Genomic DNA, 23,999 nt, shown 5'->3' on the forward strand with positions numbered 1-23,999 from the left:
CGGGCAGACACTCGCGCTTACCTGAAGCTAATGTCTGCGCTGTATGGCTAACGCCGACCGTTCCTGGAACCCCCGCCGCCGCACGATGACTGGAGAAACCCGATATCGGGCGCTGTTTCTCGGCGCGGGACCGCAGATGCATTGCGGCGTCGGCCAGTTCACCCGGCTGCTGCAGGAGACAATCGAAAAGCTCGAACCTGGGACCAGCGCGACGTTAACCCTGACGCGCAAGGAAGGCACGTTAGCCGAAATCTGGCGCGCGGTCGGTTCGGCGCAAAGCGTGGTCGGCAACTTTCCGATCGTGGCCTGGAAGCGTGTGATGTTCGCGCCGCTCGCGGCGATGGCGATCGCGCGGTTGCGCCGGCGCAAGGTCGTCCTGATTCAGCATGAGTGGCGCGGGCTGCACTGGTTGCGCCGCATCACCTACATGCCCGCGCTGATCCTTGCCGATGTCATCGTCATGTTCTCGCCGCTCGTGCGAAGCGAACTGGCAGACGATCCCCTGCTCGGCTGGACCACGAAAAAGAGCGTGCTGGCACCGCTGCCGCCGAACATCGAGGCGCCGGCAGGAATTGAGGATTCGAAATTGCGGCATCGCCTGATCGCCGCGAAGGGCGACGGACGACTCCTGATCGGTCATTTCGGATCGATCTATCCGGGCAAGCAGCCCAATGCGCTGCTCGAGATCGGCGCCATCCTGAAGCAACGCGGGCTCAAGCCGCTGATCGTCTATGTCGGCTCCTTCATTCGCGGCGTCGACAAGGTCGAGGAGGAGTTCCATGCCCGCGCCAGAGAACTCGATATCGCCGAGGACGTGATCGTCTCCGGCTTCGTCGCCTCCGATCACGAGGTGTTCGGCCTGTTCAGCGAGATCGACGTCTTCTGCTATCCGCTCGATGAAGGGCTGACCGCACGGCGCTCCAGCATTCTGACCTGCGTGCAGTCAGGCCGTCCGCTGATCGTCGCGGGTCCCGTGCTGCCGGACGAATTCGACCATCACCCGCGCTTCAAGGAACTGATCAGCCGCGGCGCCATCGTGCTGGTCGCGCGCGGTTCGGACAACGAAGCCTTTGCCGACCGGATCGCCGCGGCGGTCAAGCGGCCGCCGATACCGCTGCCGTTCGATTTCGACGGCTGGTGGAAGGATGTGGCTGACGCCGTGCGGGCTGTCATTCCGGGGCGATGCGAAGCATTGAACCCGGAATCTCGAGATTCCGGGTCTGGTCCTTCGGACCATCCCGGAATGACGAATGCTATTTTGCCGCCCGAAACCGGGCGAGATAGTGCAGCCCGAACACCGCCAGCAGGAACGTGAACCACAGCGGATCCGAGCGGTCGAGGAAGAAGCTTTCCATCGCCGACAGATAGAGCCCGAACAGCCAGATCCGCAGCAGCACCATCGCCAGCGGACCATTGTTCCCGCCCTCGTCGGCACGCTGAAAATTCCGCAACGGCAGGATCACCAGCACCAGGATGAGCAGCGCAAGTCCGGGCACGCCCATGCCCAGCGCGGTGTCGAGATAGCCATTGTGGCTGTGCGCGGCGAAGCCCGCCCACTCCTTGCCTTCGGGAAGATTTTGGATGGCGCTGGAGCCCCAGAAAGACGCAAAGCCATAGCCGGTCAGCATTCGCGCATGCAGCGACTGCAGCGCAAATGCCCAGATGTCGGTGCGGCCGGTGAACGTCGAGTCGAACGGCAGCAGTTTTGAAACTCCGGCGAGGCTCTCCAGCATCACCGTGCCGATGCTCAAAACATTCAGCAACAGCAGCGGCGTGAGCAGGATGATCGTGCGAAGCCAGAACGCGCGGATGAAGGACGTGACCGACGTCAGCAGCAGCACCGCAAAGCACAGCGTCAGCGAGCTCTTGCCCGCCGAATAGAACAGGAACAGCGAGGCGAGCGCGACGACGGCAGCGCCGGAAAGCCAGAGGCCGGAACGAACGCTGTAAACGCCGAGAAACAGCACCATCACCATGACGGCCGCGGCCTGATTCTTGTGACCGAATGCGCCGCGCCAGTTGCCGGCGAGCCCCGGCTCCTGCGGATCGCTCGCCAGGTGGATCGAAAGATCCGGGGCCAGCAATATTCCGAGATAGCAGACGGCCAGCAGAGCGAGCGCCGCGATGGTGAACCAGTGCATCAATTCCTGCTGCGATTTCGGCAGCAGCATCAGCGCCGCCGTCACCGCGACGACGCAGACCGTCAGCGAAAGACGCTTGACCGACGTGCCCGGATCGAACGACAGCACGACCGTTACCAGCACCCAGGTGCCGAACAGGACAAATGCCGGCGTCAACAACGTCGCCAATCCACGCGCGCCATTTCGCATGGCCAGCGCGATGGTCAGCACGCTCAGGGCGCCGAACAACGCGTAGGTCGCCAGCTCGTTGCCGGTGCCGACGTCGCCGATCTGAAGATCGCCTAGGCTTTCAAACGGATGCAGCGATATCCACCCCAGTAGCAGCGTTCCGACAAAGGTCGCGCCGCGAACGATATCCATCACCTGCTGCCGCTCGACGCCGGCGGCCACGATGCGAATTTCGGATGCGTCGACGAGCTGGCTCATGAGGCGATCTTCGACGCCTTGTAGGGCTGCGGCTCGAGCCCGAACGCGGCCAGCGCGCTGCCGATCGCTACCGTGACCGGATGCATGGCAATGGTGCCCTTACGCTCGGTCAGGATGGCGTAGGCGGCATAGACCAGCGACAACGGCAAGGCGGCGAGCAGCTTGATGGTCAGCTTCGCCCGCAGCCAGGCCGTCGGCGTCGCCTTGCGCTGGACGTGATAGTTGATCGCGCCGATCCGCAGGCCGCGCGTCACCAGCCACTTCAGGCTGGTCCGGCTTTGCGGCACGGTTTCGCTGATCGCGGCTTCGGCCACCCAGTGAAAGCGCATGCCGAGCCTTTTGCACCGGTAGAAGAAATCGGTGTCCCCGCCGCCGAGAAAATTGAAACGGAGATCAAACGCCGGCGTGCCCAGTCGGTCGAACACCGAGCGCCGGATCAGGCAGTTGCCGCAGCCATAGATCACGGGCACCGGACCCGAGACTTCATATGCCGGCGCAAAAGCCGGATGGCGCCGCAGTCCACGCTTCCGCTCGTCATCGAATTCAGGAAATACCGGTCCGCCGATAATCTCGGCGCCGGTCGCGTCCGCGGTCCTGAGCATCAGCTCCAGCCAGTCCGGCGAAGCGATTTCGTCGTCGTCAATCATCAGGAAGCTGGCGGCGTTCGGGAACATCCGCAACGCGGTCTCGAAGGCAGCATTGATCGCATGGCAATTGCCTTGCCGCGGCTCGATCACGCAGAGGCCTGACAATTTCCCCGACGCAAGGAACTCGGCGGCCACCGGCACGCTCTCGCTCTTCGACACATCGTTCTCGACCATGACGACGGCAAAGCGGCGGCGGGTGCGCTGACCGACGAGCGATTCCAGCGTGCGTCGCAGGTAATCCGGCCGGCGGAAACAGGGAATGCAGACGACAGTTTCGATCGTGGGATCGAGGCGCGGCGAAAGTGCCACCAGCGCGCGCAGCGCCCTGGCCGACGGATCGGGTCCGTCCATCCGGAGATCGCTGGTCGATATCCCTGTCATGACACTCAGGTCGTTCACGAATATGTCTCATCGTCTCGAAACGGGATCGCCGGCTTAAATTCCGGGACACTTCCGTCTCGATAAGGCCGTTCGTTCCGGGATGATCCGGTGCTTGCGAACGTAACGCCGGCGATATTGCAAATTTCGATCCGCCGGCACCGTGCGACGTGCCGAACTCCGGGGACGGTTAATGGACGGAGTTAATTCACGCTCAACAGCGCCGACCGCCGATCAGCGGCTGAACAGCTTTCGGAACAGAAGCTGCGACTTCGGAAACGCGCCGTTATCGATCTGTGTCGGCCACGCCCCGTCGACATCGAAATAGGCAGCGTAGGCAATTCGGTCTTCGTTCTTCATGAACCAGTCGTGCATCTGCTGAATGAAGAACGGGTTGTCGCCGGCATTGCCGACGCCCCACTCGGGGTAACTCATGCGCTTGCCGTGCAGACGCGCAAACTCGCGGTGCCATTCCAGGCCGAACGGCGCCTTGACGTAGAAGTTGTTCCAGCGCTCCTCAGGCGTGCCTTCATGCTTGAAGTCGTAGACGTCGAGGCCGATGTAGTCGACCACATCGTCGCCGGGATAGCTCGCGTCCGCCGGCATGTCCTGCGGCCCCCATCCCGGGCACCAGTCAAACTTGAAGCCTGCGGAGTGGCGGCGGAATATTGCCACGACGCGGCGAAACGCCTTGATGTAATCGGCTTCATGCCCGTTCGCGAACCACGCCATTTCAGCCAGGTTCATTTCCCAACCGAGCCGGATGATCGCTTTGGGATGCGCTTCCGAAATCGCCCGGGCCGCCGCTTCGAATTCGGCATCGTAGAGCCCTTCGGCAACGTCGGCGAGCGGCGTGCCTTTCATGGTCAGCGGGATCGACCACACCACGTTGCGCGCCGGATTGAGCTTCTTCCAGACGCCGGGAACCCAGTTCAACTTGGAGAAATCCTCCCACGTCATCTGGCCGTAGAAGTCGACGCCGAGCACCGAGGACGGCTTTTGCCTCAGCCATTTTTCCCACGCCTGCAGCGTATGCTCGCGCCCGACCGGTCCCCAATTGACGAAGGCGCCGGCGAACTTCGCCGGGTTGGAAACGCTGCGCGAGGCGGCATTGCTGTCGACACGGGCCAGCAGCAGCACGGTCAGAATGAAGACCGCCAGCAACAGCAGCAGCCGCCTCAGGCCATGCCCCTTGCGCCGCCTGGGATCAGTGCGAAACATCGGCTGCCCTCGCGTTGCGCGCAGCGTTAACGCACCTTGCGCGATGAGCAGTCCGCGCCGTCGCAAAAGGAGACAGGCCGGACAAGGCGGCTGTCCCAAAAAGGACAGCTGCCTCGCGACCCCTGCTTGCAGAAAGAGATTCTCGAAAAAAATCCAACCAAAAGCTCATCGGCAATCCATTTGCCGACAAGGCCGGCGATCTCGGCAACCAGCTTTGCAATATCCGGTCCAGCGCGGACCAGACGCACGAACAGCACCGCCGCCATGGTTACTGCGGAACGGCAGCGGTACCCGCATGTCGCAAATGCGGACATCGTGGGAAGACCGGATGTGCCGAAAGTTCCCGGTCTCGTCGCCTATCCGCAGCAGACGGCGGAAAACTCATCGATTAACCACGCTGACGCGCCGCAGAGCGTTCAGCGCGGGTTCGGCACCGATCTTGCTCCAATGGGCAGCGCGGGAGGTTTGCGCCTGACAGAGGCGAGCCTCCCGCAGATTTGTCGAGATGTGACGTGTTGTTAACCTTGGACCCATTGCCGAAGTAATGCTCAGTCAGACGTTCCATTACTCGGTCGCAAGCATCGTATCAGCCGCCATCGGCTTGCTGAGCGCGGTCGTATTCACGCGCCTGCTCTCGCCGGACGAATATGGCGTTTATGTCGTAGGCCTCAGCACCGCTGGGATCGTCTCGGCGCTGCTGTTCACCTGGGTTCGCGTCGCCGCGCTGCGTTTTCAGTCGGAAGGCGGCGCCGTCGACGTCAGGAAGACGATTTTCCTCGCTTATCTCATCTCCGCGCTCGCCGCGCCGATCGCGCTCCTTGTTGCCACGCTGACGACGTCGGTATCGCTGGAGCGAAACATCGCCGCCATCTTCTTCGCGCTCGGGCTTGGCCTGTTCGAACTCGGGCAGGAACTGTTGAAGGCGCGGCTGCAATCGCTTGCCTTCATGACCGCGTCAATCATCCGCGCCTGCCTGGCGTTCACGCTGTGCCTGGCCGCGGCACTGCTCGGCGGCGGCGGACTGTGCCAGCTCGCGATGGTGGGCATGACCTATTTCGTCACGACGATGCTGTTTGCCAGCACGATCCTGCGATCGCCAGTCGCCGGGCCGAAGATTTCGGACCTGCGGACGTTTGCGTCCTTTGGCATTCCGATCACGCTGTCCGGCATCGTCTTCGCGATCCATGCCGCGCTCGACCGGATGCTGGTGTTTCATTTCATGGGCGATCATGCGGCCGGCCAGTACGGCGCTTCCGCCGATCTCGTCCGGCAGATCATCCTGATTCCGGCAGTCAGCATCGCATCCGCCACGATCCCGCTGGCGGTGCGCGCCTACGCCAACGGTGGCGACCGCGAAGCGCGACCGCATCTGGAATTCAGCCTCGAAATTCTGCTGGCCGCCGTGCTCCCGGCGGTCGTCGGCGTGGCGCTGACCAGCAGCTATATCGCAGGCGTAATCCTTGGCAGCGAATTCCGCGACACCGCAGCGCAGATCATGCCGATCCTGGCCTTTGCCTGGCTGTTCCAGTCATTCTCGCAGTCCTACATTCACGCGAGCTTCCATCTCGCCAAGACGCCGTTCATGATGACGACGCAGAGCATCGCGATGCTGATCGCGAACCTCGCCGTCATGCCGGTCCTGCTTGCCCGGTTTGGCCTGGTCGGCGCCGCGGCGAGCCTCGTCATCGTGGAAGCCTTCGGCGCAGCCTTCGGCTGGTATCTGACGCGGAGGGCGTTTCCGCTGCCCTTTAACGCGCCCCACATCATGCGCATCGCCGCAGCGACCGCGATCATGGCGCTGGTGCTGACACTCCTGAAACCGCTGCTCCCGATCGGCGTGATCTCGTTTGCCGTGCTGGCCGCCACCGGCTGCATCGTATACGCCCTCGCCGCTTTCGTGTTCGACATCGCCGGCCTGCGCAAGGCCGTGCTCGCCTACGGCGCGCAACGCAATCTCTGGCCCCCCGCCGGCCGGTCAAGCCACGAACGACACGTCCTCCCGGCCGCGTCCGCCACCGTCCCGTCCGCGGGACGATCCAGCATGTCGGCAAGAGAACCATGATGCGGCTCGCCAACAAAAATGCGGCCGTTGCAGCCGACAATCGACATCTGATCTGTCGGACCAATTCGGTCTCACTGTCGGACTTCACCGACAAGCGCCGCGAGGCGACGCGCCCGCTTACGTGTCGGGGCGAGAATTTCGACCGCGACTTCGACAGCAACACGCTGTTCTACGACGCAGTGCAAGTGAGCAAATCGCAGATCACCCTGTTCGCGCCGCCGTTCTTCAATCTGGCGCGCGACGTCGCGACGACGACCTTCATCAGCGGCGCCGGGACCCGCAAGGCGCGGACCAGGCATCTCGACCGCCACGCCCAATTGTGGCTGGACATCCCTGAGAATACCGGTCCGATCCAGGCATTGGGTGACCTGGGGAGTTTTGCGTTCTCTGCGTCGCCGAACTGTTCGGAGATATTCAGGGATCGGCGCGTCATCTTCACGATGTCCAAGGACAACCCGATCGAATGGATTCTCGATTGGGTGAGGTTCAATCGCGACATTCACGGTGCCGATGCCGTTCTCATCTACGATAACGGCTCCAGCGCCTACGACAGCGCGACCTTGAGCGCGGCGCTCCGATCGGTGCCGGGCATCCGCTGCTCGGTCGTGATGGAGTGGCCCTTCAAATACGGCCCCCAGGGCGCCAATAGCTGGGATCACTGGGATTCCGATTTCTGCCAGCTGGGCGCCTGGGAGCACGCCAGATGGCGCTTCCTGCAGCATGCCCGAAGCGCCATGAACTCCGACATCGACGAGCTGGTGCTGTCGGAGACGGGTCAATCGGTGTTCGAAGCCGCCGAACAGTCATGGACCGGCCTCGTCCGATACCGCGGGCGATGGATCATCGGCATCGACGACGGCGTCCACGACGAGGCGCGCACTCCGCAGCGCCATACCGACTTCTCGATCTTCATGCCACCGCAATACGAACGTTCAAGGTTCGTGATCCGGCGCGACGCCAACGCGTGCCTGCCGAAGTGGACAGTGGTTCCCGCCCGATGCCCCACCCATGCGCAATGGCATGTGCATTCGATCTTCTCCTGGTGGGCTTCGTATTTCTGCACCGGGGATTTTTCGTTCCGCCACTTCCGCGAAATCGGCAGTAACTGGAAGTATCAGCGCACCAACCGCGTGCCGTTCGACCCGTTGATTCACAGGGCGGACCAGGCATTGATGGACGCGTTCAAGCGCGTCGATTGGGAAAACTGAAATGAACAAGGCAACCTCCACGTCAGAATGGACGAAGTCGATGAACGAAGCGGTCACGATCGGACACACGCAGGCGGCGACCGCCAATCCGGAAGCCGTGCAGCATCCACAGGCGCTGCTCGAGCTGGCGCATGGCGAGGCGCGGCAGAGTCTGTTGACCGTTCACCGCATTCTCGAAGCGACGCTGCCTGAAGGCGAACTCGCGATCTACGAAGCCGGCGGCGGCTCGACCAGCTTCCTGCCGCTCAAGGTGCTGCATCGCGCCCACGTCACCGTGGTGGATATCGATGAGGACCAGATCCGCAACAACGACTATGCGCACAAGGCGATCCTGGGCGACATCCAGACCTATCGCTTCAGGCCCAACAGCTTCGATCTCGTGATCTGCTACAACGTGATCGAGCACGTGCCCGACGTCGAAGCGGCGCTGCTGAACTTCTGCGAAGCGCTGAAGCCGAGCGGCATGATCCTGATCGGCGCGCCCAATCCGCGCTCGCTGTCCGGCGTCGTCACCAAATACTCGCCGCACTGGTTCCACGTCTGGTTCTACCGCCATGTCCGCGGCGACAAGAAAGCCGGGCTGCCCGGCCACGCACCGTTCCCGACGCTATTTCACCCGCTGGTCACGCTTCCCAATTTGGAAGCGTTCGCCGAGCAACACGGGCTGCAGATGATCTATCGCAAGCAGTATGAAAGCCCGCGCTATCCGGAGATGCGGCTGCGCATGCCCGCTTTCGCGGCCCTGGTCGATGGTGCCGCGCGCGTGATGAACTTCTTCCTGCCCGGCCGCACCGACGTGCGGCACGGCGACTACCACGTGATCCTGCGGAAGCGCTGAGACGATGAACGCAATGCTGTCAGAAGCAAGGGCAAAAGTCGGCCACCGGCTGGCGATGCATCTGCGCGTCGATCTGTTCCGCTTGCGCAACAGCACGCCGATGGTCAGCTTCACCTTTGACGATCTGCCAAAAAGCGCGGTGACGACCGGCGCGGCGATGCTCGAAGCCCACGGCGCGCGCGGGACATTCTATGTCTCCGGCAGCCTGGTCAGCGCCGACGGGCCGGGCTGGGTCGCGGGTGACGCCGACGACGTGGTTTCGCTGCACCGGCGGGGCCACGAGATCGGCTGCCACACCTTCTCGCATCAGCGCGCCTGCGACCTCGACGAAGCCGGGATGCAGCAGGAGATCGCACGCAACCGCGATTACCTTCACGCGCTCGATCCCTCGATACGGATCGGCAGCTTTGCCTATCCGTTCGGTTACGGCTCCTACTCCCGCAAGCATCAGCTCAGGAAAGCATTCCAGACCTGCCGCAGCATCATCCAGGGCGTCAACTCCGGCGGCGTCGACCTGCAGTTCCTGCGCGCCATGCCGCTGATCGATCGCGAGATGGATCGCGACGGGATCGAGCGCGCATTCGACGAAGCGCAAAGCAATAACGGATGGTTAATTTTCTACGGCCACGACGTCACGGAACGGCCGAGCCCCTATGGCTGCTCGCCCGCCTTGCTCGAGCATGCGCTTGACGCGGCATCCCGGCGGAACATTCCGGCCCTGACCATGGCGGAGGCGATGCGATGCGCCCGCGGTTAAACGCTTTGTTTGCCAATTCAGTGAATAGTCCCTTGGTGAGTATGGTTAATTTTCCCTGTTGCGTTTGTTCAGCGCCTTTTTCCAGCGCACCCGGCGTAGCCCGAAGAGTAACCCCTCAGCCGATGCGTGCGGCAGTTCGAATGAAAGCTGGGGTCGATGTTTATCTATGACCAGCCGATAAAGCCTGACGCCAGGCCCGCCGCGGTAACCGCGCCGGCCGGCTTCAGCGTGCTCGATCTGGCCCAGCTCCTGTGGCAGCGGAAGGTCGCGATCGCATCGGCGGCGCTGATCTCGGCCTGCGTCGCGATAACAGTCGGCAAGAGCCTGACGCCGAAATACACCGCCTCCGCCCAGCTCTACGTCGATCCCCGCGAACTGCAGCTCGTCGATCGCGAATTGACGCCCCGCGCCCAGGACCTCTCCGGCCTTGCGATGGTGGTGGAAAGCCAAGCGCGCGTCATCACTTCGAACAACGTGCTGCTGCAGGTGATCCGCGACACCAACCTGGAAAAGGATCCGGAGTTCGGCGGCGGCGACGCCAAGGGTCTCCTTGGATCGTTGCTCGGTCTGGTCGGGATCGAGCTGCGGCCGACCGCCGAGCAGCAGAAGCAGATTGAGATGAGCGCGCTGGAAGCGCTCAACCGCCACATCAACGTCAAAAAGACCGACCGCACCTTCATCGTCGATATCGACGTCTGGTCGTACGAGCCGGCCAAGGCGGCGATGCTCGCCAACGCGATCTCGAAAGCCTATCTCGCCGAATCCAAGCAGTCGCAGGCTGCCGCCGCGCGGCGCGCGACCAGCGATCTCTCCGGCCGCCTGAAGGAGTTGCAGGAGCGGCTTCGCAATGCCGAGAACACGCTCGCGGTCTACAAGGCGCAGAACAATTTCGTCGGCACCCAGGACACGCTGATCAGCGACCAGCAGCTTTCCGCCAGCAACCAGCGGCTCGCCGCGGCGCGCGCGCTGACGCTCGATGCGCAGGCCAAGTTCGATCAGATCCAGGCCAGCCGCAAGGCATCCTCCGATGTCGGCGCCATTCCGGAGGTGCTGCAGTCGCCCACGATCGCCAATCTGCGCGCGCAACAGGCCGAAGCGCGCAAGCGCCAGGCCGAATTGCAGGCCGAACTCGGGCCGCGGCACCCGGCGCTGCGCCAGGTGGAGCAGCAAGTGCAGGATCTCCGCCGCACCATCAACGAGGAAGTCGAACGCTTCGCACAGGCCGCCAGGAACGATCTGGTCCGCGCCCGCGACTATGAAGCCTCGCTCAACAAGGCGCTGGAAACCCAGAAGCGCCAGAGCGTCCAGATGAGCCAGGCCTCGGTTCGCCTGCGCGAGCTCGAACGCGACGTCGAGGCCAGCCGCGACGTCTATCAGTCGTTCCTGAAGCGCTCGCGCGAGACCGAGGAGCAGGAGAGCCTCAACACCTCGAACGCCCGCATCATCGGCGAAGCCACCGTGCCGCAGCGGCGCACCTTCCCGCCGGCGATGAGCCTGCTGGCGATGATCGGCTTCGTCCTTGGCGGGCTCGCAGCCGCCGGCTGGATCGTCGCCGTCAACCAGTTGATGCCAGGCACGACCGCGTTTCAGCCCCGGGAGAAAGCGCCGCCGGAAGCTTCGGAGGAGCCGGCTGCTGCCGAAGTCGCGAGCGAGCCGCCCGCCGCCGACCTCCCGCCGCAGCCTGCGGTGAGCCTGATCGAAAAGCCGCCGATCGCGCGGCTGCAGGAAGTCGACGTGATGCGCACGCTCGGCGGTATCCTGGCGACCGGCGGCACGACTGATGTCACGCGCCTGGGCTGGCCGACGCTGCGCGCGGGCTTTCCGCAAATGACCGTCCTCACTGCCTTGCGCGAGATGCGTGCGGCACTGGCCAGACGCGCCGGGAAAACGCCCGTCATGGCCGTGATCGGCGCCAACCCGGATCAGGCCCGTAGCATCGCCTCGCTGAACATCGCGCTCGCCGCCGCGCGCGACGGCGCCAAGGTTCTGTTGATCGATGCCGACCTCAGGGAACACGCGCTGTCGAACAAGGTGAGCCATCTGGACAAGGCCGAGCCCAGCCGCTTCGGCTGGCTTAACATCGGCACCAAGCCCCCCCGTGCGATCGCGACCGCCAACGGAATTTCGATCCTGCCGGCCATCAAGGCCACCGACGCCAAAGCGGGCGACGCTATTCGCAAGGCGATTGTGCAGGCCCGCTCCGCCGGTAGCCATGACCTCGTGATCCTCGACGGCCCGGCGATGCCGTGGAGCCCGGCCGACCGCAAACTGCTCGACATGGCCGAGGGCCTGGTCGCGATCCTGCCGGTGCAGCTCGATATCAACGATTGCATGGAAGACATCATCGCGGCCCTCGGCGGGACCGAGCGCAAGCTCGTCGGTGTCGTCCTCAGCGAGGTCAACCCGGCGGCCAGCCAGCAGCGAGACAAGCAATATGCTTGAGCGCCGCATAAATCCCGTCGGGCGGGCGGCCACGGCCGGCATACCCCGCATCACGCTGGGCGGGCTGCGGCTTGCCGTGCTGGATCTCGAGCAGACCGCGAACTTCATGATCGACATGGTGTTCCCGCAGCGCCGCGCGAATCGTCCGCTGTACCTGACCTCGGCCAATGGCGAGGTGCTGGCGCGCTGTTCGACCGAACCGATGACCGACCAGCTATTCCGGGCCGCCGATCTGATCAATGCCGACGGCCAACCGCTGGTGACAATATCGCGGTTCAAATCGAGGACACCGCTGCCCGAGCGCGTCGCGACCACCGACCTGTTCCACGTCGTCGCCCACAAAGCGCAGGCGGCCGGCCTGACCTTCTACCTGCTCGGCGCGGACGAGGCGGAGAATGCCGCCGCCGTCGCCTGCGTCCGCAAACAATATCCCGATCTCAAGATCGTCGGCCGCTGCCACGGCTATCTTCGCGGCGAAGCGCTGCGTGCCAAGGTCGCCGAGATCAATGCACTGGCGCCGGACTATCTCTGGGTTTCGCTCGGTGTTCCCTATGAACAGGCCTTCGTCGAGGAGTTCACGTCGGCCCTCTCCAATGTCGGCGTCATCAAGACGTCGGGCGGGTTGTTCAATTTCCTGTCGGGCAGCCGCGTCCGCGCGCCGCTATGGATGCAGAATGCCGGCCTGGAATGGGTCTGGCGGATCTGGCTTGAGCCGCGCCGCCTTTTCTGGCGTTATCTGACCACCAACCCGCGCGCGCTCTACCTGTTGCTGAACAGGAGCCGATCGGCGGACATCGACGGAACACATAACCGATGAGCAGCCGTCCAGCCATTCTCGTCACCGGCGGTGCCGGCTATATCGGCTCGCATTGCTGCAGGGCATTGGATGCGGCGGGCTACCTGCCCGTCACCTACGACAATCTTTCGACCGGCCATCGCAGCTTCGCCGCGGGCACGCTCGTCGTCGGCGACATCGCCGACAAGGCCACGCTGGCGAGGACCTTTGCCGAGCATGACATCGTGGCCGTCATGCATTTTGCCGCGTCGAGCCTGGTCGGCGAGTCCGTTGCCGATCCGCAGAAATACTACGTCAACAACCTCGCCGGCACGCTGTCGCTGCTTGCGGCCATGCGCGAGGCCGGCTGCCATCGTCTGGTGTTTTCATCGACCGGCGCGGTCTATGGCAATGCCGACAGCAAGGCGCTGCGCGAGGATTTTCCCTGCGCGCCGATCAACCCCTATGGCGCCTCGAAATGGATGATCGAGCGCGTGCTGGCGGATTATCGCGCAGCCTATGGCCTCGGCTCGTTCGCGCTGCGCTACTTCAACGCCGCGGGCGCCGATTCTGCCGGCGGGATCGGCGAGTTGCGCGACGTGGAGACACATCTGATCCCCCGCGCCATGATGGCGCTGCAGGGCCACGTGCCTGACTTCGCCGTGTTCGGCGACGATTACGACACGCCGGACGGAACGGCGATCCGCGACTACATCCACGTGACCGATCTGGCGGCCGCCCATGTGCTGGCGCTGAAGCTGCTCTTGGAAGGCCATTCCGGCGGCGCCTTCAATCTCGGCACCGGCAACGGATTCTCGGTGCGCGAGATCCTCGCGGCGATTGCGGCGGAGACCGGCCGCGAAGTCCCGCACGTCGTCAAACCGCGCCGCGCCGGCGACCCGACCTATCTGGTCGCCGATCCCTCCGCCGCACGCACGACGCTGAACTTCAATCCCGTCCATTCGGATCTTGCGACGATCATTCGCACCGCCTGGACATGGCACAGGAAGGCGCATCCGTTGAAGACGGGTGCTTGAGGCGAGGCCACCTTCCAAGCCGTATGTCGAGCGATTCCGACGGCGGCATTTCCGGCGCTCCGCGGCAAACGCAATGTGCTTCCACAGACTCGTCATGCCCGGGCTTGTCCCGGCCATGACGACGCGGAAACTCGCGTTGCGCAAGCGATCGAGCGGCGGCCTTACAACGACTTGATCTGCACCTTCCGGAACTTGATCACGCCGGAACCGTATTGCAGGGCGAACGGGCCGCCGGCGTGTTTTGAGTCCTGGACATCGACGGTCTTCTGGCCGTTGAACACGACAACGAGATGTGGTCCCTTGGCTGTGATCTCGTAGGTGTTCCATTTGCCGCCCGCCTTCGGCATCGGATCGACCTTGGCGACATCGACGATGGCGCCGGTTCCGTAGGTCGGATCCGGTCGCTTATCGAAGATGTTGACCTCGTAGCAGATCTTGGCGTCGATCTTCCCCGACTGGTCGCAGCGAATGAAGATGCCGCTGTTGGCGTCGTCGTCGGCCCAGAACTCGACCTTCATCTCGAAGTCCTTGTACGAGTTCTTGCTGACGAGGTAGGACGGATCCTTGCCCTCGGTGATCTTGTCCGCAACCAGCGCGCCATCCTTCATCGCCCAATTGGCTTTACCGACCTCGGTCCAGTCACCCATCTTGGTGCCGTCGACGAGTGTCACCCAGCCACCGCTCTGGCCGGACGCCACGCTGGAAAATTGAACGGCGGCTGCTCCCATCAGCAGACCAGCCGCAAGTATCGACAAACGCTTCATGAACGTAACCCTCCCTTGGCTGCTTTTAGTTGGGCGGCAACCTAGCATCACAATGTCGGGCGTAAATCCGTTTTTCATGCTGCAGTTGCGTCATACGCGTCGCGTTTCGCAACCGCCGGTCACGCATGCAGATGCGCGCCTTGTCCGAAGAGCAGGACCGGCTAGCGTGGGAGGCAGCTTTGATCGAGTCGATCGAGGGAGGAATCCATGAAGCTGGCAAGGTGGCGCTGGCGATACCTCACGACACTGCTGATGCTGACCGCGATGACGAGCATCGGCGCCGCTGCGGAACTCAATCCGGCCGCCGTCATCTACAAGCTGCCGGAGCAAATTCCCTGGGGTCCAGTCAATCCGGCCGGCGCGCAGAGCGCCGTCGTGGTCGGCGATCCCTCAAAGCCCGGCTTCTACATGGTCTACAACAAATGGACCAAGGGCAATCATTTCAGCCGCCCGCACTTCCATCCCAACGACCGATACATCGTGGTGCTGCAGGGAACGTGGTGGGTCGGCTCGGGGCCGAAATTCGATCCGGCCAACTCGACGCCGATGCCGGCCGGCAGTTTCGTGACGCATTTCGGCAAGCAGGTGCACTGGGACGGCGCCAAGGATGAGGACGCCGTGCTGCTGATCATGGGCGAAGGTCCGGCGACCTCGACGGCGGCGGAGGAGAAATAACCGCAGCAACCATTTGGACGACGGCGCGTTTCATACTCCCAACCATCTTACGGATATGAACATGGCTGTTACCGAACAGATCAAGGAACACATGGACGTCATCTCGTCGGACAAGAAGACGGTCGGCAAGGTCGACCACATGGAAGGAACCGACAAGATCAAGCTGACCAAGCAGAGTTCACCCGACGGACAGCACCACCACTTCATTCCGGTGTCATGGGTCGACCATGTTGATCAGCACGTCCACCTCAACAAGTCGGGTGCGGACGTGACCTCGCACTGGCAGCATGGCCGGCAGTGACCGGCTGACACGCATTTGCGCGACGTAAGGATACGGCTATCATCCGGCGTCAGGAGACAGGATGCATCCGGCACCGCGACTGCAATTCGAACGCATGATCGGCGAATACGCACGGTGGCGGGCTGTTCCCGAAGCGGAGCGGTCGCCCGCCCCGGCGTGGTGGTGGGGGCCCGCGATCGAGCTGCGTAATGCTCAGCAGCCGTTGCCGGCCGAATGGTGTGCCGAACTCGGCTTGCCCGATCAGGCAACGTATGCTGCGGCGGCGGAAGTCTTCCTAAGGGCGTTCGCGGGACAGAGCTCCCTGCCCTCGCCGTACGACTTCCCCCGCAAGACCGAAGTTGCCGACGCAAAGGTCGTACGCGAGCTGCACCCGCAGCCGTCAGACGACAGCGCCTTCCAGCCCTGAGCCGGCTTCCGGCTGCAGCGGCGGCGAGGCGAGCCGTGGCTCCGAGCGAAGCAGATCGGCCATCTGCTGTGCGGGCAGCGGTCTGGAGAACAGAAAACCCTGCATTTCGTCACAGGCGTGATTGCGCAGGAAAGTCTCCTGCTCCACGGTCTCGACGCCCTCGGCAATGACGGTCATGCCGAGCGCCTTGCCCATGCTGATGATCGCCTGCGTAATGGCCTGGTCTTCGGAATCGACCGGCAGGTCGCGCACAAAGGAGCGGTCGATCTTGATCGTATCGATCGGGAACTGCTTCATCAGCGACATCGACGAATAGCCGGTGCCGAAATCGTCGATGGCCAAGCGAATGCCGCGGCTCTGGATCGCGTCGAGTATCTTGATGGCGCGCGAGACGTTCCGCATCACCATGCTTTCGGTGACTTCGAGCTGCAGCAGCACCGGCGACATGCCGCTTGCGAGCAGCGCCTCGTCGACGTCGTGCAGCAGATTCGAATCGGCGAACTGGCGCGGCGACAGGTTGACGGCCATCGTCACCGGCCGCAGGCCGCGGCGCTGCCAGGCCATGTTCTGCGCGCAGGCTTCCTCGAGCACCCAGCGGCCGATCGGGACGATCAGCCCGGTTTCCTCGGCCAGCGGGATGAATTGTCCCGGCGAGACGGCGCCGAACTCGGGATGTACCCAGCGCAACAGCGCCTCGACGCCGGTGATCTGGCCGCTCGCCATGTCGATCTTCGGCTGATAGTGCAGCGAAAACTGGTCGCGCTCCAGCGCGCGGCGCAGCGCGCTTTCCAGCGTCAGCCGCTCGATCGACTGCGTCTTGATCTCCTTGGTGAAGAAGCGGAAGCCGTTCTTGCCGTCCTCCTTGGCAAGGTACATCGCCATGTCGGCATTCTTGGTCAGCGTCTGGATGTCGGTGCCGTCGGACGGGAACATCGCGATTCCGATCGAGGCGGTGGTATGGCATTCATGGCCGCTGAGCTGCAGCGGCTGGCTGAGCACGGCAAGCAATTCGCCGGCAATGCGCTCCACCTCGTCTCGCTCGGCCGCCTCCTCCAGAATAACCACGAACTCGTCGCCGCCGAGCCGCGCTACCACATCGCTCGAACGCAGCGCACGGCGCAGCCGGCCACCGATCTCCACCAGCAGCATGTCGCCGGCGTCGTGACCCAGCGAATCGTTGATGACCTTGAACCTGTCGAGGTCGATGAACAGCAGCGCAAACTGCCGCTGGTAACGCGAAGCCGCATCGATCGCGCGGCGGAGCGTGCCGTTGAACATTTCCCGGTTCGGCAGTTTGGTCAGGCTGTCATGCGAGGCCAGATATTCGATCCGCTCGTCGGCGCGGGTCTTTTCATCTGCGCGGTCGAAATTCTCCAGCGCGAATGACACATTGTCGGTGAGCCGCTGCAATAGCTCCGCAAACTCAGGCGTGAACGTATCCTTCTCCATCGACATGAAGGACATCACGCCGACGACCTGCCCCTGCACCAGCAGCGGGAATGAAGCGCCGGAATTCGTGCCGTCATTGCGCGCGGTGCCGTGAAACGCCGCGGCGCGCGCGTCAGCAAGGTAGTCGTTGATAATGCAGGCCCGGCGTGAACGTATCGCGGAACCACAGAGCCCGCGCCCCTCCGGGCGCGCCTCGCTGGTCGATATCGAAGCCTGGCGCGCGCTGGAAGCGGTCGGACCGGCGGCAGCCACGACGTCGAGAAACTCGCTGGCGGGCTTTATCATCGCGATGGAGGTCAAGGTAAATTTGCCGCCCTTCGCCGCCGCTTCGCATACCAGTTCGAACAGTTCCGGCCGCGACGAGGCGCGAACGATCGCCTCGTTGGTTGCGCTCAGTGCCGCCAGCATGCGCGTCAGGCGCTCTTTCTGGACTTCGGTCCTCGCCTTGTCGTCGGCGCGGTCGAAATTCTCCAGCGCGAACGACACATTGTCGGCCAGTCGCTGCAGCAGTTCGGCGAATTCGGGGCTGAAAGTGTCCTTGTCCAGCGACATGTAAATCATGACACCGACCGGCTCGCCGCGAACCAGCAGGGGAAAGGCGGCGCCTGACTGGGCGCCATAGGTACCGACAATGGCCTGAAAGGCGGCGACACGCTGATCGGTCACATAATCATTGGTGATGCATGGCCTCCGGGTTCGGAACGCCGTTCCGCTGAGCCCACGGCCCTCGGGACGGTTTTCATCGATCGACAACCTGACTTGCCGTGTCGTCTCGGCCGCCGGGCCCGAGGCAGCGACGATTCTGAGAAGGTCGCTGCCGGGTTCGGCCAGTGCAATGGTGGTCGAGGTAAACCTGCCGCCGCCCGCCGCGGCTTCGCACACCAGATCGAACAGCTCCTCGCGGGATTTGGCCCGCATGATCGCTTCGTTGGTTGCACTCAGCGAGGCAAACATCCGCGTCAGGCGCTCTTTCTGGCTTTCGGTCCTCGCCTTCTCGTCGGCACGGTCGAAATTCTCCAGCGCGAACGACACATTCTCCGTGAGCCGTTGCAACAGTTCGGCAAACTCGGGCGTGAACGTATTCTTCTCGGAGGAAATGAAAAACATCACGCCGACCGGCTGGCCGGAAACCATCAGCGGGAACGCCGCACCCGACATCGCGCCGTCGCTGTGAATGAACTGGTGAAAGGCCGAGCCGCGCGGATCGGCACGCAAATCGTTGGCGATGCAGGCCTGGCGGGAACGGAAGGCGTTGCCGCACAGGCCACGCCCTTCCGGATGATCCGCGTTGGTCGAAACCCTCACCCGGCGCATGTTGGCGGCGGTCGGCCCCGCCACGGCAACCATGTCGGTATAGTCGCTGTCCGAACGGGCGAGAAGAATGCTGGTCGAGTTGAACCGGCCGCCTTTCGCGGCAGCCTCGCATACCAGCTCGAACAGCTCCGTCCGCGACGTTGCGCGAACGATCGCTTCGTTGGTGGCGCTGAGCGCCGCCAGCATGCGCGCCAGCCGCTCCTTTTGCACGTCGGCCCACGCCTTTGCGTTGGTCCGCTCGAGATTATCCAGCGCGAACGAGACGTTTTCCGCGATCCGCGCCATCAGCGCGACGATCTCTTCGTCCTCCGCCCACAACTTTCCGACAAAGAACAGCAAAACGCCGATGCTCTCGTCGGCCTTGATCAGGGGAACGGCGACGCAGGCGGTGACGCCGGTTTCGCGCGCGGCCTGGTGCCAGGGCTGTCCCTGCGTCGACTTAAGGATATCGTTGTTGACCGATGGCTGCTGCGTCCGGAAGGCCTTGCCGCAGACGCCGGTTCCATACGGGTTGCCCGCGTCGATCGAGAACGGCGCGCGCATGATCTGTTCGACAATGGCACCCGTGCCAGCGACCGGCTTCAGCCAGATCGAGTCGGGCTGTGCCAGCAGGACCACCGTGGCGGCGGACTTTCCGCTGTGAACCGCGGCATCGCAAACGCGCTGGTAGAGGTCCTGTTCGGTCTTGGCGCGAAGAATGGCTTCGTTGGTCGCGCTGATGGCGCCGAACATCCGGTTCAGGCGGCGCGTGGTGCGTTCGCCGTTTTTGCGCGCTGCCTCATGGTCGAAATTGTCGAGCGCGAACGAAATGTTGGCCGACACGCGCTCCAGCATTGCGACGAGCTGGTCGTCGATCGAGTGCGCCTCGCGCCGCGAAACCAGCAGCACGCCCACGCTCTCGCCATTGCAAAGCAGCGGCAGCGCGGCGGCCGCGCCGACCTGATTGGCCTTGGCGCCCTCGCGCCAGGCCAGTGAGCGCTGGTCGTTCAGGAAATCATTGCTGACGCATACGCACCGGTTGCGGAAGGCGTGCCCGGAAACCCCGGAACCCTGGGGCGTACCGGCCACGACGGAAATGTCAATGCTGCGCAGGCGGGGAACGTCATCGCCGCAGCCGGAGGCGAAGCGCAGAAGATTGGTTTCTTGTTCCAGCAGGAAAATTGCAACGGCCAGGAAGTCGCCGACCGAGAACGCGGCTTCGCAGACCTTCGCATACAGTTCTTCGGGCGATTTGGCATACAGAATCGCTTCGTTGGTTGCATTCAACGCCGCGAGCGTACGCGCGATATCGGTATTCACCGTCCCCAAGCTCCTGCCGGCAGCGCCGGGCTGCCCCCGCGGATTTTATGCGTGTAACAGGCCTAAGTGCTCGTTATTGGCGGCATGCCGTTGCCAATCAGAGTAAATGTCAGACCAACGGCAATTGACGCCGCTCGGGAGAACTACGGTACTTTCACTATTTGTAAGCCATACCGCCGGCCGGCATGGGCCGAATTTCCTGGAATGGAAATCCCCGGCACGCGAGAGCCGTGTCCGCAGCATGGCTAACAGGATATTTCCACGCTTGCCCTGCCGCCGCCGCTTTGAGAGCATGCCAGCACCAAACAAGACCCGCCATCCGCGCGGGCGTTAAAGGGTAAGGAAATTGCCATGCCGCTGGTCCAGGCCGACCGTCTCACGCGTATCGGCGCGGCGCTGCTCAGGGCTGCCGGCGCGTCGCAGGAGGAAGCCGACGCGGTTTCTGTCGGCTGCGTCAACGCCAACCTCGCCGGCCACGACTCGCACGGCGTGATCGCGATCCCGACCTATATCGACCGCATCAAGGCGGGCCACATCGTCCCCGGCGCCAAATGGACCATCGTGCAGGAATCGCCGACCACGACCGTGATCGACGGCCATTGGGGCTTCGGCTTTCACGTCAACGCCAAGGCGATGGCGCTGACGATCGAGAAAGCGAAGACCGCCAATGTCGCTGCGTGCACCGTGTTCCGCCAGAGCCACGTCGGGCGACTCGCCGCCTATCCGCTGATGGCGATGCGGGCCGGCATGATCGGTATAGCCGCCGCCGATTCCGGCCGCTCGCCAAAACACGTCGCGCCGTTCGGCGGCCGTGAGGCAAGGCTCGGCACCAACCCGATCTCGATTGCGGTGCCGTCCGATCTCGAGGCGCCGTTCTATCTGGACATGGCGACGTCAGCGGTCGCGGCCGGCAAGATCGCGCTGTCGCTCGCGCGCGGCGAACAAATCCCGCAAGGCTGGATCATCGACGCTGAGGGACGGCACACCACCGATCCCTCGCAATATCGCAAGGGTGGCGCGCTGCTGCCGCTCGGCGGCAGCGAGGGCTACAAGGGAAGCGGGCTGGCAGCGATGGTGGAAGTGCTGTGCGGCCTGCTCACCGGCCTGGGCTTTGGCGTCGAGCCGACCGGCCGGCATAACGACGGATGTTTCATGGCGGTGTTCAACGTCGCAGCCTTCCGCCCCCTGAAGGATTTCGAGAAAGAGGTCGGCGAATTCGCGCGCTATCTCAAATCGACCCCGCCGTCGGAGGGCTCGCCCGGCGTGTTCTACCCCGGCGAGATCGAACACATCCGTGAGCAGCAGCGCAGGCGCGACGGCATCGAGGTCGAGGACGCGACCTGGGACAGGCTGAAGGCGCTGGCCACAGACTACAAGCTCGCCGCCGAACTCGACCTGAAATGAAATCCAATCCCGCGTGCGCAAGGAGAACGGCATGACACGGCAAATGGCGCTGGTGGGATTCCTGCAGGCGCAGAACTGCACCAACCTGCCGAGTTCGTGGCGGCATCCGGAATCGCGCGACGATTCGATGTCGGCGGACTACTATCAGGAGATCGCCCGGATTCTCGAAGCCGGCAAATTCCATATGGCGTTCTTCGATGACCGCCTCGCCATGCCGGACCGCTACGGCAACGACCATGCCCACACCGTCGAATACGGCATCCGCTGCGTGAAGATGGACCCGCTGATCGTGCTGACCACCATGGGCATGGTCACCGAGAAGCTCGGGCTGGGATCGACCTGCTCGACCACCTATTACGAGCCGTTCGACGTCGCGCGCCGCTTCGCCACCCTCGACCTGATGTCGGGCGGACGCGCGGGCTGGAACGTCGTCACCTCCCTCAATGACGGCGAGGCGCAGAACATGGGCAAGGATGCCCATCTCGAACATGACTTCCGCTACGACCGCGCCGACGAATTCATGGAAGTCGTGCTCGGCCATTGGGACAGCTGGGAAGACGGCTCCTTGATCATGGACAAAAAGAGCGGCCGCTTTGCCGATCCGGCCAAGGTGAAGCGGCTCGATCACAACGGACAGTTCTTCAAGTCACGCGGTCCGTTCACCGTGCCGCGCTCGGCGCAGGGCCACCCGGTCATCATCCAGGCCGGCGCATCCGGTCGCGGCCAGCGCTTTGCGGGGCGATGGGGCGAGGTGATCTTCACGGCAGCACGCAACGTCACTGCCGCCAAGGAGGGCTATGCAGCGGTCCGCAACGAAGCCGCGAAGGCCGGCCGCGATCCCGACCAGATGTTCCTCTGCAATCTCACCACGCCCGTCTGCGGCGCGACCAAGGCCGAGGCCGAGGACAAGATGGCGGTCATCAACAAGCTGCCGCTGGAAATCGATGCGCTGTCGCTGCTCGCGGAAGCGCTGAACTACGATTTTGCGTCCAAACCGCTCGACGAGCCGCTGACCACGGAGGAGCTCAAGAGCATGCAGGGTATTTTGGGCATCCGCGACGGCGTGCTCAAGAACTCAGGCAAGACCAATCCCAGCGCGCGCGACTTCGTCACCTTCTCCGGCCGCGGCCAGGTGCAGGACGCCATCGTCGGCGGCCCGAAGGAGATCGCGGACAGGCTGGAGGAGATGTTCGTCGAGCGCGGCTGCGACGGCTTTGTCATCGCGGCCACCATCGTGCCGGGCTCCTATGCTGATTTCGTCAGGCATGTCGTACCGGAACTGCAGCGCCGCGGGCTGTTTCACAGGGATTACGCCGGCAAGACCTTGCGCGAGAATCTCGGGCTGAAGCGCCCTGCTTCTGGCGCCTGGAAAACCAGTTCGCGGGCCGCGGCGGAATAAGAAAAGGAAGAATCATGCGTTGGTTGAAATTCACCGCCGCCGGCAAGACATCCTGGGGTATCGTCGAGGGCGACAAGGTAATCGCCGTCAGCGGCGATCCCTTCGCCGAATGGCAGCGGGGCGCGCAATCGCATGCACTGAAAGACGTGAAGATCGAGCTGCCGCTGATCCCGTGCACCTTCTATTGCGTCGGCTTGAACTATCTCAAGCATCTCAAGGAAGCCGCCGACAAGGCCGGCACGGTGCCCAACGTGCCCGAGCGCCCCGAGATCGGCTATCGCGCGCAGAACGCACTGATCGCCCATGACGAGGACGTGGTGATCCCGGCAAGCGCGACCGAGAAGATTCACTATGAGGGCGAGCTCGTCGTCGTCATCGGCAAGAAGGCAAAACACCTCACCGAGTCCAATGCGATGGATTGCGTGTTCGGCTACACCATCGGCAACGATGTCAGCGAGCGCACCTGGCAGAAGGCCGACCGCAGCCTGTGGCGCTCCAAGAACGCCGACACCTTCAAGCCGATGGGCCCGTGGATCGAGACCGATGTCGACCTCGACAAGATGGAAACGGCGATCCGCGTCAATGGCAGGGAGACCGGCCGCTTCCGCACCAACGACATGATTTTTGGGATCGTGCCGTTCCTGGTCGAACTGTCCAAATATTTCACGCTGTCGCCGGGCGACGTGATCTGGATGGGCACCGACGGTGCCTCGCCCGATTTGAAAGCCGGCGATCTGGTCGAGATCGACATCACCGGGATCGGCACGTTGCGAAACAGGTTTGTGAAGGAGAAGGTTTGAGGCGCTTCGACCACCATCCCGAGAGACTGTGAAGCTATGTCCACCCGTCATTGCGAGCGCAGCGAAGCAATCCATCTATCCCCGGGCCGAGACGTGGATTGCTTCGCTTCGCTCGCAATGACGGGGAGACCGAGTCCTCAGAAATGAGGACAGGCGCCAGAAGCAGCACCGGCTAAGATTCGTCCGAACGAGCATCAATTCCACGGAGGATCATCATGGCTCGCAGCTCCATCCTGCTCGGCTCGGCCCTTGCCGG

Annotated in this window: 20 protein-coding genes; 14 read left to right on the top strand and 6 right to left on the bottom strand. The window is 63.4% G+C overall.

What is annotated here, in order from left to right; genetic code table 11:
- Positions 1 to 85: 85 nt before the first annotated feature.
- Positions 86 to 1,315 (top strand): glycosyltransferase family protein, encoded by a 1,230-nt coding sequence (locus tag LMTR21_RS33260; RefSeq protein WP_141688351.1) that lies wholly within the window; start codon positions 86 to 88, stop codon positions 1,313 to 1,315.
- Here LMTR21_RS33260 and LMTR21_RS33265 read toward each other — a convergent pair.
- The 4 genes from LMTR21_RS33265 to LMTR21_RS33280 all read right to left on the bottom strand — a co-directional run bounded on the left by LMTR21_RS33265 (position 1,254) and on the right by LMTR21_RS33280 (position 5,079).
- Entirely contained in the window at positions 1,254 to 2,567 is a 1,314-nt protein-coding gene (locus tag LMTR21_RS33265) for an O-antigen ligase family protein (RefSeq protein ID WP_065753536.1), read from the bottom strand. The genes LMTR21_RS33260 and LMTR21_RS33265 overlap by 62 nt on opposite strands.
- Positions 2,564 to 3,565 (bottom strand): glycosyltransferase family 2 protein, encoded by a 1,002-nt coding sequence (locus LMTR21_RS33270; protein WP_246175944.1) that lies wholly within the window; start codon positions 3,563 to 3,565, stop codon positions 2,564 to 2,566. The genes LMTR21_RS33265 and LMTR21_RS33270 overlap by 4 nt, the downstream gene beginning before the upstream one ends.
- Before the next feature lie 261 nt (positions 3,566 to 3,826).
- A complete protein-coding gene (locus LMTR21_RS33275) occupies positions 3,827 to 4,813 on the bottom strand; it encodes a glycoside hydrolase family 26 protein (protein WP_065753537.1) in 987 nt (328 codons plus the stop codon).
- 26 nt (positions 4,814 to 4,839) lie between these two features.
- A complete protein-coding gene (locus LMTR21_RS33280; protein WP_065753538.1) occupies positions 4,840 to 5,079 on the bottom strand; it encodes a hypothetical protein in 240 nt (79 codons plus the stop codon).
- A 278-nt stretch (positions 5,080 to 5,357) separates the two neighbouring features.
- Here LMTR21_RS33280 and LMTR21_RS33285 point away from each other — a divergent pair, with 278 nt between their 5' ends.
- The 7 genes from LMTR21_RS33285 to galE all read left to right on the top strand — a co-directional run bounded on the left by LMTR21_RS33285 (position 5,358) and on the right by galE (position 13,932).
- Entirely contained in the window at positions 5,358 to 6,875 is a 1,518-nt protein-coding gene (locus tag LMTR21_RS33285) for an oligosaccharide flippase family protein (RefSeq protein WP_065753539.1), read from the top strand.
- Positions 6,875 to 8,083 (top strand): hypothetical protein, encoded by a 1,209-nt coding sequence (locus tag LMTR21_RS33290; RefSeq protein ID WP_148636036.1) that lies wholly within the window; start codon positions 6,875 to 6,877, stop codon positions 8,081 to 8,083. Before LMTR21_RS33285 ends, LMTR21_RS33290 begins: the two co-directional genes overlap by 1 nt.
- A 40-nt stretch (positions 8,084 to 8,123) precedes the next feature.
- Entirely contained in the window at positions 8,124 to 8,921 is a 798-nt protein-coding gene (locus LMTR21_RS33295) for a class I SAM-dependent methyltransferase (RefSeq protein WP_065753616.1), read from the top strand.
- A 13-nt stretch (positions 8,922 to 8,934) separates the two neighbouring features.
- Complete coding sequence (locus LMTR21_RS33300) at positions 8,935 to 9,678, top strand: polysaccharide deacetylase family protein (RefSeq protein ID WP_065753541.1); 744 nt, start codon at positions 8,935 to 8,937, stop codon at positions 9,676 to 9,678.
- Positions 9,679 to 9,834: 156 nt separating this feature from the next.
- Positions 9,835 to 12,120, top strand: a complete 2,286-nt coding sequence (locus LMTR21_RS33305) for a GumC family protein (RefSeq protein ID WP_065753542.1) — start codon at positions 9,835 to 9,837, stop codon at positions 12,118 to 12,120.
- Positions 12,113 to 12,937: a WecB/TagA/CpsF family glycosyltransferase gene (locus LMTR21_RS33310; protein ID WP_065753543.1), complete on the top strand. Its 825-nt coding sequence runs from the start codon at positions 12,113 to 12,115 to the stop codon at positions 12,935 to 12,937. The genes LMTR21_RS33305 and LMTR21_RS33310 overlap by 8 nt, the downstream gene beginning before the upstream one ends.
- Positions 12,934 to 13,932 (top strand): UDP-glucose 4-epimerase GalE, encoded by a 999-nt coding sequence (gene galE / locus LMTR21_RS33315; RefSeq protein WP_065753544.1) that lies wholly within the window; start codon positions 12,934 to 12,936, stop codon positions 13,930 to 13,932. The genes LMTR21_RS33310 and galE overlap by 4 nt, the downstream gene beginning before the upstream one ends.
- A gap of 161 nt (positions 13,933 to 14,093) precedes the next feature.
- Here the strand turns inward: galE and LMTR21_RS33320 are convergent, their stop codons facing one another.
- On the bottom strand, positions 14,094 to 14,696 hold the full coding sequence (locus LMTR21_RS33320) for a 3-keto-disaccharide hydrolase (RefSeq protein WP_065753545.1): 603 nt from the start codon (positions 14,694 to 14,696) through the stop codon (positions 14,094 to 14,096).
- 207 nt (positions 14,697 to 14,903) lie between these two features.
- On the opposite strand from LMTR21_RS33320, the gene LMTR21_RS33325 reads away from it, so the two are divergent.
- From LMTR21_RS33325 to LMTR21_RS33335, 3 genes are all read left to right on the top strand, one after another.
- Complete coding sequence (locus LMTR21_RS33325; protein ID WP_065753546.1) at positions 14,904 to 15,371, top strand: cupin domain-containing protein; 468 nt, start codon at positions 14,904 to 14,906, stop codon at positions 15,369 to 15,371.
- Positions 15,372 to 15,432: 61 nt separating this feature from the next.
- Complete coding sequence (locus LMTR21_RS33330) at positions 15,433 to 15,672, top strand: DUF2171 domain-containing protein (RefSeq protein ID WP_057838047.1); 240 nt, start codon at positions 15,433 to 15,435, stop codon at positions 15,670 to 15,672.
- 61 nt (positions 15,673 to 15,733) lie between these two features.
- A complete protein-coding gene (locus LMTR21_RS33335) occupies positions 15,734 to 16,078 on the top strand; it encodes a hypothetical protein (RefSeq protein WP_065753547.1) in 345 nt (114 codons plus the stop codon).
- On the opposite strand, the gene LMTR21_RS33340 is transcribed toward LMTR21_RS33335, so the two are convergent.
- On the bottom strand, positions 16,052 to 20,140 hold the full coding sequence (locus LMTR21_RS33340; RefSeq protein ID WP_065753617.1) for a bifunctional diguanylate cyclase/phosphodiesterase: 4,089 nt from the start codon (positions 20,138 to 20,140) through the stop codon (positions 16,052 to 16,054). The genes LMTR21_RS33335 and LMTR21_RS33340 overlap by 27 nt on opposite strands.
- Positions 20,141 to 20,491: 351 nt before the next feature.
- On the opposite strand from LMTR21_RS33340, the gene LMTR21_RS33345 reads away from it, so the two are divergent.
- From LMTR21_RS33345 to LMTR21_RS33355, 3 genes are read left to right on the top strand one after another with little or no spacing between them, the layout of a single operon-like run.
- Complete coding sequence (locus LMTR21_RS33345; RefSeq protein ID WP_065753548.1) at positions 20,492 to 21,544, top strand: Ldh family oxidoreductase; 1,053 nt, start codon at positions 20,492 to 20,494, stop codon at positions 21,542 to 21,544.
- Positions 21,545 to 21,575: 31 nt separating this feature from the next.
- A complete protein-coding gene (locus LMTR21_RS33350) occupies positions 21,576 to 22,943 on the top strand; it encodes an LLM class flavin-dependent oxidoreductase (RefSeq protein ID WP_065753618.1) in 1,368 nt (455 codons plus the stop codon).
- Positions 22,944 to 22,957: 14 nt separating this feature from the next.
- Positions 22,958 to 23,743 carry a fumarylacetoacetate hydrolase family protein gene (locus LMTR21_RS33355; protein WP_065753549.1) on the top strand — a complete coding sequence of 262 codons (786 nt, stop codon included), beginning with the start codon at positions 22,958 to 22,960 and terminating at the stop codon, positions 23,741 to 23,743.
- Positions 23,744 to 23,999: the final 256 nt, after the last annotated feature.

The sequence above is a fragment of the Bradyrhizobium paxllaeri genome, assembly GCF_001693515.2.
Taxonomy (GTDB): domain Bacteria; phylum Pseudomonadota; class Alphaproteobacteria; order Rhizobiales; family Xanthobacteraceae; genus Bradyrhizobium; species Bradyrhizobium paxllaeri.